Source organism: Pseudomonas tehranensis, from assembly GCF_014268615.1.
Taxonomy (GTDB): domain Bacteria; phylum Pseudomonadota; class Gammaproteobacteria; order Pseudomonadales; family Pseudomonadaceae; genus Aquipseudomonas; species Aquipseudomonas tehranensis.
In genome coordinates this window covers 1-7,753 of record NZ_JABWQV010000239.1, presented here as the reverse complement: position 1 = coordinate 7,753, position 7,753 = coordinate 1, and the positions used below count along the sequence as shown (strand labels likewise).

Genomic DNA, 7,753 nt, shown 5'->3' with positions numbered 1-7,753 from the left:
CAGCGGGGATAAATCCCCTCGCCACAGGGAGCGTCGGGCTTAATCCCCCTTCGGCAACTCAATCAAAAACCGCGTCCAGCCATCGGCCGATTCGCAGCGGATCTGCCCGCCATGGGCGCGGACGATGGAGCGGGTGATGGCCAGTCCCAACCCCGCGTGTTCACTGCTGCCTTCCTGGCGGGCCGGGTCGGCGCGATAGAAGCGGTCGAACAAACGCGGCAGCAAATCCGCTGAAATCCCGTCACCGCTGTTCTCCACGTTCACCTGAACCTGCCCAACATCCTCGACAATATGTACCCGTACTTCGCCACCGTTAGGCGTGAAGCGCAAAGCATTGTCCAGCAAGTTGGAAAGGGCTCGGCGCAACATGCTGCGGTCGCCCTCGATGCTGCCGTTGCCTTCACGGCTCAAGCGCACGTGGGCGTCTTCGGCCAGCGGGGCGAAAAACTCCAGCAGCAGATCCACTTCCTGAGCCAGCTCCAGCGGTTCACGGCAGGGTGCCAGCAAGCCGTGGTCAGCCTTGGCCAGGTAGAGCATGTCGTTGACCAATTGCGCCATCCATTGCAGCTCTTCAAGGTTGCTGTGCAACGCTTCGCGATAGTCTTCCAGCGAGCGTTCGCGGGTGAGGGTCACCTGGGTGTGGGTCAACAGGTTCGATAACGGGGTGCGCAATTCATGAGCGATGTCGGCAGAGAACGCCGAGAGCCGCTGAAACGCATCATCGAGACGTCGGAGCATGTCATTGATGCTGTGGGCCAGTTCCGCCAGTTCGGCGGGCATGTGTTCTTCCGGCAGTCGGGCATTGAGCGAACGGGCCGAGACGCTGCCGGCGATGGTCCCCATGCGCCGCAACGGGCGCAAGCCGCGCCGGGCGGCCCAGGCGCCGAGCAGGGCGGTAGCCAGGGCCGAGAGGCCGACTGTCAGCCAGATCAGGCGTTGCATGCGTTGCAGGAAGTGCTGGTGGTGGGTGATGTCCAGCAGCAGCGTCAGTTGCGGCGAGTCCGCGCGCTCGGGGTACAACGGCGCGTTCAATACCCGGTAGTCAGTGTCGGCATCGCTGAGGGTGGACAGGCCGGGACGCTCCGGCAATTGCGCCGGAATCCGCAGCGAACTGTCGTACCAGCGCACACCATCGCGATCCTTGATGCGCAAGGCCAGGTCGGCCTGGCGACTGAGCTCATCTGCCAGACGGCTTTGGGTTTGCTCGGCATCAAGCCCTTGCAGGGCGCGACGCAGGCCGATCAGTTTGCCTTCGAGCAGTTGCTGATCCAGCTCGATGAAGTGCGCCTCGCTGCCACGGCTGAACAGCACGCCGGCAAATAGGGACACCACGGCGGTGCAGGCGGCGAACAGCAGCGCCAGCCGGCTGCTCAGCGACCAACGCCCCCTCACAGGCTGCGCTCTTCAAGCACATACCCCATGCCCCGCACGGTGTGGATCAGCTTGCTGGGGAAGTCATCGTCGATCTTGATTCGCAGGCGCCGTATCGCGACTTCGATGACGTTGGTGTCGCTGTCGAAATTCATATCCCAGACCTGGGAAGCGATCAGGGATTTGGGTAGGACCTCGCCCTGGCGACGCAGGAGCAGCTCCAGCAACGCGAACTCCTTGGCCGTCAGGTCGATGCGCCGGCCGCTACGTTCGACGCGGCGGCGGATCAGGTCCAGGCGCAGGTCTGCCAGTCGCAGGCTGGTTTCCTGGGGTGCCGAGCTACCCCGGCGCAACAGGCTGCGGACTCGTGCCAGTAGTTCGGAAAAGGCAAAGGGTTTGACCAGGTAATCGTCGGCGCCCAACTCCAGGCCATGCACGCGATCCTGAACCGCATCCCGCGCCGTGAGAAACAGCACCGGTGTATCCAGGCCGGCCCCGCGCACGGCCTGCAGAATCTGCCAGCCATCGCGGCCGGGTAGCATCACATCGAGGATCAGCAAGGCATATTCGCCGCTCAAGGCCAGTTGCTGACCAGTAATGCCATCGGCCACCAGATCGGCGTTGAACCCCGCTTCGGTCAGGCCCTGGCGCAGGTATTGGCCGGTTTTGGTTTGGTCTTCGACGATCAGCAGTTTCATGGGCAGCTCAAGGCGTTGTTGGAACGAGGGCGTTATACCGCGTCGGGCGGGGCCGTGGCGCTACCTGACAAAGTTGTAATCGAGCCGTCAGCCGATTGGCAGGTGTACAGGGATAGAGTTCCCCCAAGCTCAATCCCACAGGAGTATGGACATGTTAATGGCAAACCGCTTGATCCTGGCCGCCTTTGCACTGGTGCTCAGTACGCCCACGTGGGCGTCACCGGGCCATTTTGATTTCGGCCAGCCTGCATCGGCGGCCAAGGCCACTCGCAGCATCGATGTGGTGATGGGGGACATGACGTTCGATCCCGGTGCGCTTGATATCAAGGCTGGGGAGACCGTTCGGTTTGTACTGATCAATAACGGTCAGTTGTTGCATGAGTTCAACCTGGGCAATACCGCGATGCACGCCGAACATCAGCAGCAAATGCTCAAGATGCAACAGAACGGGCAGTTGACCCCGACCGCAATGAAACCAGGGATGAACCATGGCTCAATGGGACACGGCCAGGCCGGTATGCGCCACGAAGACCCCAACAGCGTGTTGGTGGAACCGGGCAAAACCGCCGAGTTGACCTGGACCTTCAACAAAGCCATGCGCCTGGAATTCGCCTGTAATGTGCCCGGCCATTACCAGGCCGGTATGAAAGGCAATCTGACAGTCAGTCAGTAAGCACTCAAAGGCTGGGGCAAAGGCTGATAGAATCGGCTGATTCTTCAGTCAGGTTTCCGTCATGCATCCCGCAGCCGAACATTCGCCGCTGGGCAAATCCAGCGAATACATCGCCACGTACACGCCGTCACTGCTGTTTCCGATCCCGCGCACCGCGAAGTGGGCGGAACTGGGCCTGACGGCCGAGACCCTGCCATACAAGGGTGTGGATTTCTGGAACTGTTTCGAGCTGTCGTGGCTGCTGCCGTCCGGCAAACCGGTGGTGGCCATTGGCGAGTTCGCAATCGCGGCGGATTCACCGAACATCATCGAATCCAAATCTTTCAAGCTGTACCTCAACTCGCTGAACCAGACGCCCTTCGCTGATACCGCGAGCCTGGAAGCGACCCTGCGCCAGGACCTGTCGGCGGCCGCCGGTAAACCGGTGGGCGTGCGCATCCGCAGCCTGAAAGAGGTGGAGAGTGAAGGTGTCGTGGCGCTGCCCGGCGTATGCATCGATGACCTGGACATCAGCGTCGACTCCTACGCGCATCCGCGCCCGGAGCTGCTGCGCTGCGACGAGTCGCGCATCGTGGAGGAAAGTCTGCACAGTCATCTGCTCAAATCCAATTGCCCGGTCACCAGCCAGCCAGACTGGGGCAGCGTGGCGGTGCAATATCGCGGTGCGGCGCTGGACCCTGCCAGCCTGTTGGCCTACATCGTCAGCTTCCGCCAGCATTCGGATTTCCACGAGCAGTGCGTGGAACGGATCTTTCTCGACCTGCAGCGATTGCTCAAACCGGAAAAATTGACGGTGTATGCGCGCTATGTGCGGCGCGGTGGGCTGGACATCAACCCGTATCGCAGTACCGAAGAGGTACAGCTGCCGAACCATCGCCTGGTCCGGCAATGAAGATCTGATGTGGGAGCGGGCTTGCTCGCGAATGCGGTGTGTCAGTCGACATCTGTGTTGGATGTACCATCGCTTTCGCGAGCAGGCTCGCTCCCACAGGAGAGTGGATTTCATATCGTTGAAACTGAAAAGCCCCGCTGTTGATAGCGGGGCTTTTTTGCATCCGGCGGGTTCAGATTCCCATATTGCCCAAGGCTTGCACGATGTTGCGCAAAGTCCCGGCAATGGCGGGGTGATCCAGTTCGAAGCGTTCGACGGCCAGGTTCACGCCATCGACCAGGTCATTGTTCTGCAGCTTGTTATCCAGTTCGATCTCGGCTTCGAGCTGAATCATCAGTTGATGCAGATTCTCGCGTTCAGGCCCCGAAAGCGGCGGGTTCTGTTCCAATTGCTCGCGCAGTTCATCAAGTTGTTTCTGCAATTCGCGGGCAGGCATTGGCGTACTCCCTTTATTGATAGGCACAGCCATGGACCGCGACGGTGCGTCAAAAGTCCGTGGCTTGCCTTAAGAGTAATCCACCCTCGTGCACCCTGCATGATCTCGGTCAGGGCTTTTCACCTTTGAGCCGACGCAGGCTGATATCCGCCAGGCAGGTGTCGAGTTCACCCAGGTGATCGATCACCGAATGCACCCCCAGACCGAACAACTGCACGGTGGCCCTGGCGCGCTTGGTCTCGCGTTCCTGTTGGCTCAGGATCTGCCATTCGTTCGGCGCCAGGCCACACAGCGAGCCGCAGGACGCCAGCCCGATGGTCCACAAGCCGGCATTGAGCCCCGACTGCAACAAGCGAGGCTCGCCGCTGACCAGCACGCAACCGTCCAATTGCTGGACGTTCAACGCCATCAAGGCCTGCCAGCAGGCATGCGGGGCCGGCCACGGATAATTTGTTGCTGGAAGTTGCGGCGATTTGATCCACGCCGGTAACGAAGCTGCCAGGCTATGACTGACGGCGGGGGGCAGTTCGTCGAGCCAGGCGCAGGGAATCTCCTGAAGCTGCAGAAGGCGCAGGCTTTCGAGGGCGCCGGGGGTTGGCTGCGAATGCTCGGTTGGCACTGCTCCTGACTGTCGCGCCCTTGCCCCGAAATCCACCAGACAACCGCTCAAGCCAAACAGTACGGCGGTCAGGCTGGGAGCGGGCAAGGGCAGGGTTTCGGCGCGGGGCATGGGAACGTCCTTGAAATATCCCGCAGCCTAACGTGTCTCAATGACAGTCCAATGACAGTGAAATGAAGGCGCCGGGTGCGGAAAAATCCTACGAGCAGCTTCTCTTTCAGTGCTGTCTATCCAAGCGTTCCGCTTTATACTAGCCCCCTTACCGCCTGGGCTCGGCGCCCTTGCCTGAATAATCCAAGGAGTTTTCCCTATGCGCTGGAGCCATTGTCTAGCTCAGCTGTGTGTGTCTGCCTGCGTCCTGCTAGTCCCCTTCGCCGCCCAGGCCGCAACGGAAGACGATCCTTGGGAAAGCATCAACCGCCCGATCTTTACCTTCAACGACACCGTTGATACCTACGCGCTCAAGCCGCTGGCCCAGGGTTATCAGTACGTGACGCCGCAATTTCTCGAAGACGGCATCCACAACATGTTCCGCAACATCGGCGACGTGGGCAATCTGGCCAACAATGTATTGCAGGCCAAGCCGGCTGCTGCAGGGGTCGACACGGCGCGGTTGATCTTCAACACCACCTTCGGCCTGTTGGGGTTCTTCGACGTGGGTACCCGGATGGGTCTGCAACGCAGTGATGAAGATTTCGGCCAGACCCTGGGTTACTGGGGCGTGGGCAGTGGCCCGTACGTCATGCTGCCATTGCTGGGGCCAAGCACCCTGCGTGACGCGCCGGCCAAGTTCGTCGATAACTACGCGGCCCCCTATCGTTACATCGACAACGTCTCGGTGCGTAACTCAATCTTCGGCCTCAACATCGTGGATACCCGCGCCAGTCTGTTGTCCGCCGAAAAATTGGTGAGTGGCGACAAGTACGTGTTTATCCGCAACGCCTTCCTGCAAAACCGTGAATTCAAGGTCAAGGATGGCCAGGTCGAAGATGATTTTTAACTTCGCCCGGTAACCCCAGGAAGGCGGCCTCAGGGCCGCCTTCTTTGTTTTGAGGCACTGTTTAAGCAGGGATCCAACCTTCCATTGAGTTACGCTTCGCCCGGTTCTTATAACTCTCTGTACTTTGACAAACCAAGACGGCGAGCGGCTATCTGCATGAGCTTGAAACGCCCCGCGGATGGGAGTACCGTCTGCGCCTTAGAAGGGCACCTCTGATGTAACTGTGTGTAGGACAAGGACCTGCGTGCGGTGCGACAGAGAGGCTAGAAAGCGAATCCAGTAGCCAGCGCCAGGCCCAGTTGCCCAGCCCGCTACGCCAACCTAATTCTGGCGCCGTTTGCCCACATGCCAAAAACCAGTGCCACGCTGCTGATAATCGATGATGACGAAGTGGTGCGAGCCAGCCTCGCAGCCTACTTGGAAGACAGTGGTTTCAGCGTCCTGCAGGCCAGCAACGGTCAACAGGGTCTTCAGGTATTCGAGCAAGACAAGCCCGACCTGGTCATCTGCGACCTGCGCATGCCGCAGATGGGCGGACTCGAACTCATTCGCCAGGTCACCGAGCTTTCCTCGCAGACCCCGGTCATCGTGGTTTCGGGCGCGGGCGTGATGAATGACGCGGTCGAGGCGTTGCGCCTGGGCGCGGCCGATTACCTGATCAAGCCCCTGGAAGACCTGGCCGTGCTCGAGCACTCGGTGCGCCGGGCCCTGGACCGTTCGCGCTTGTTGGTGGAGAACCAGCGTTATCGCGAGAAGCTGGAAACCGCCAACCGCGAGCTGGAAGCCAGCCTGAACCTGTTGCAGGAAGACCAGAACGCCGGCCGCCAGGTGCAGATGAACATGTTGCCGGTCAGTCCCTGGACCGTCGACGATTTCCGGTTTGCCCACCAGATCATCCCGTCTTTGTATCTGTCGGGGGATTTCGTCGACTATTTCCGGGTCGATGAACGTCGAGTGGCGTTCTACCTGGCGGACGTTTCCGGCCATGGCGCGTCGTCAGCGTTCGTGACGGTCCTGTTGAAGTTCATGACCACGCGCCTGCTGTTCGAATCCAAGCGCAACGGCACGTTGCCTGAGTTCAAGCCTTCAGAAGTCCTTGGTCATATCAACCGGGGCCTGATCAGTTGTAAGCTGGGCAAACACGTCACGATGGTCGGTGGAGTCATCGACGAGGAGACGGGTTTGTTGACCTATAGCATCGGCGGTCATCTGCCGTTGCCTGTGTTGTATACGCCAGACAGTGTTCGTTACCTGGAAGGGCGCGGTTTGCCGGTGGGTCTGTTCAACGAGGCCACCTACGAAGACCACGTGCTGGAACTGCCCTCGACCTTCAGCCTGACGCTGATGTCTGATGGCATTCTGGACCTTTTGTCAGAACCTACACTCAAAGAGAAAGAAGCGGCCTTGCCTGAACGGGTAAGCGCAGCGGGCGGCAGCCTGGAAGGCTTGCGTCAAGTGTTTGGATTAGCCACGCTAGGGGAGATGCCGGATGATATCGCCCTGTTAGTGTTGAGCAGGAATCTTTGATGAGTACCGGTAGAATCCAGTTCGCCGAGCAGGACGGCACCTTTGTCCTGAAGTTTGTCGGTGAAGTGCGCCTGACCCTCTGTTCGGCGCTGGATGCGACTATTGAGCGGATCTTCACCGCGTTGAACTTCAACGCCATCGTGATCGACCTGACCGAAACCCGCAGCATCGACAGCACCACCCTGGGCCTGCTGGCCAAGCTGTCGATCCTGTCGCGGCAAAAGGTCGGCCTGCTGCCGACCGTGGTCACCACCCACAACGACATCACCCGGTTGCTGCAATCGATGGGCTTCGACCAGGTATTCAATATCGTCGGCGATCCCGTGCCATGCCCTGAGTGCCTGGACGATCTACCCGATCAGGATCAATCGGAAGAGGAAGTGCGGATCAAGGTGCTCGAAGCCCATAAGATCCTCATGGGGCTGAACGATTCCAATCGTGAAGCGTTCCATGACCTGGTGAGCGCGCTGGAGCGGCCCTGATTCATAGGTTTGCGTAGACTGAGCCGGCCTCATCGCGAGCAAGCCCGCTCCCACA

General features: G+C 60.0%; 9 protein-coding genes. 5 read left to right on the top strand and 4 right to left on the bottom strand.

Annotated elements, in window-relative coordinates; translation table 11 throughout:
• Positions 1 to 39: 39 nt before the first annotated feature.
• Together HU811_RS22780 and HU811_RS22775 are read right to left on the bottom strand one after the other, a co-directional pair.
• Entirely contained in the window at positions 40 to 1,392 is a 1,353-nt protein-coding gene (locus HU811_RS22780) for a heavy metal sensor histidine kinase (RefSeq protein ID WP_186658202.1), read from the bottom strand.
• Positions 1,389 to 2,069 carry a heavy metal response regulator transcription factor gene (locus HU811_RS22775; RefSeq protein WP_092459115.1) on the bottom strand — a complete coding sequence of 227 codons (681 nt, stop codon included), beginning with the start codon at positions 2,067 to 2,069 and terminating at the stop codon, positions 1,389 to 1,391. The genes HU811_RS22780 and HU811_RS22775 overlap by 4 nt, the downstream gene beginning before the upstream one ends.
• Positions 2,070 to 2,220: 151 nt before the next feature.
• Between HU811_RS22775 and copI the strand changes: the two genes are divergently transcribed.
• Entirely contained in the window at positions 2,221 to 2,742 is a 522-nt protein-coding gene (gene copI, locus HU811_RS22770) for a copper-resistant cuproprotein CopI (protein WP_092459118.1), read from the top strand.
• Between the two features lie 61 nt (positions 2,743 to 2,803).
• The gene (gene queF, locus HU811_RS22765; protein WP_092403223.1) at positions 2,804 to 3,634 is read left to right on the top strand and encodes an NADPH-dependent 7-cyano-7-deazaguanine reductase QueF; all 831 of its coding nucleotides are present in this window, start codon (positions 2,804 to 2,806) and stop codon (positions 3,632 to 3,634) included.
• A 172-nt stretch (positions 3,635 to 3,806) separates the two neighbouring features.
• Here the strand turns inward: queF and HU811_RS22760 are convergent, their stop codons facing one another.
• Together HU811_RS22760 and pcrP are read right to left on the bottom strand one after the other, a co-directional pair.
• Positions 3,807 to 4,070, bottom strand: coding sequence for a DUF4404 family protein (locus tag HU811_RS22760; RefSeq protein WP_092403221.1), 264 nt, complete (start codon positions 4,068 to 4,070; stop codon positions 3,807 to 3,809).
• A 109-nt stretch (positions 4,071 to 4,179) separates the two neighbouring features.
• Positions 4,180 to 4,800 carry an HAD superfamily inactivated hydrolase PcrP gene (gene pcrP / locus HU811_RS22755; RefSeq protein ID WP_092403219.1) on the bottom strand — a complete coding sequence of 207 codons (621 nt, stop codon included), beginning with the start codon at positions 4,798 to 4,800 and terminating at the stop codon, positions 4,180 to 4,182.
• A 199-nt stretch (positions 4,801 to 4,999) separates the two neighbouring features.
• Here pcrP and HU811_RS22750 point away from each other — a divergent pair, with 199 nt between their 5' ends.
• From HU811_RS22750 to rssC, 3 genes are all read left to right on the top strand, one after another.
• The gene (locus HU811_RS22750; protein WP_092403217.1) at positions 5,000 to 5,689 is read left to right on the top strand and encodes an MlaA family lipoprotein; all 690 of its coding nucleotides are present in this window, start codon (positions 5,000 to 5,002) and stop codon (positions 5,687 to 5,689) included.
• Positions 5,690 to 6,034: 345 nt separating this feature from the next.
• Positions 6,035 to 7,216 (top strand): two-component system response regulator RssB, encoded by a 1,182-nt coding sequence (gene rssB, locus HU811_RS22745; protein WP_092403215.1) that lies wholly within the window; start codon positions 6,035 to 6,037, stop codon positions 7,214 to 7,216.
• A complete protein-coding gene (gene rssC, locus HU811_RS22740) occupies positions 7,216 to 7,698 on the top strand; it encodes an anti-sigma factor antagonist RssC (protein ID WP_047227232.1) in 483 nt (160 codons plus the stop codon). The genes rssB and rssC overlap by 1 nt, the downstream gene beginning before the upstream one ends.
• Positions 7,699 to 7,753 lie beyond the last annotated feature (55 nt).

Bases quoted from the DNA above. Each gene is read 5' to 3' on its own strand.
- HU811_RS22775 (WP_092459115.1), bottom strand. From the start codon at position 2,069: ATGAAACTGCTGATCGTCGAAGACCAAACCAAAACCGGCCAATACCTG.
- copI (WP_092459118.1), top strand. From the start codon at position 2,221: ATGTTAATGGCAAACCGCTTGATCCTGGCCGCCTTTGCACTGGTGCTC.
- queF (WP_092403223.1), top strand. From the start codon at position 2,804: ATGCATCCCGCAGCCGAACATTCGCCGCTGGGCAAATCCAGCGAATAC.
- HU811_RS22760 (WP_092403221.1), bottom strand. From the start codon at position 4,070: ATGCCTGCCCGCGAATTGCAGAAACAACTTGATGAACTGCGCGAGCAA.
- pcrP (WP_092403219.1), bottom strand. From the start codon at position 4,800: ATGCCCCGCGCCGAAACCCTGCCCTTGCCCGCTCCCAGCCTGACCGCC.
- HU811_RS22750 (WP_092403217.1), top strand. From the start codon at position 5,000: ATGCGCTGGAGCCATTGTCTAGCTCAGCTGTGTGTGTCTGCCTGCGTC.
- rssB (WP_092403215.1), top strand. From the start codon at position 6,035: ATGCCAAAAACCAGTGCCACGCTGCTGATAATCGATGATGACGAAGTG.
- rssC (WP_047227232.1), top strand. From the start codon at position 7,216: ATGAGTACCGGTAGAATCCAGTTCGCCGAGCAGGACGGCACCTTTGTC.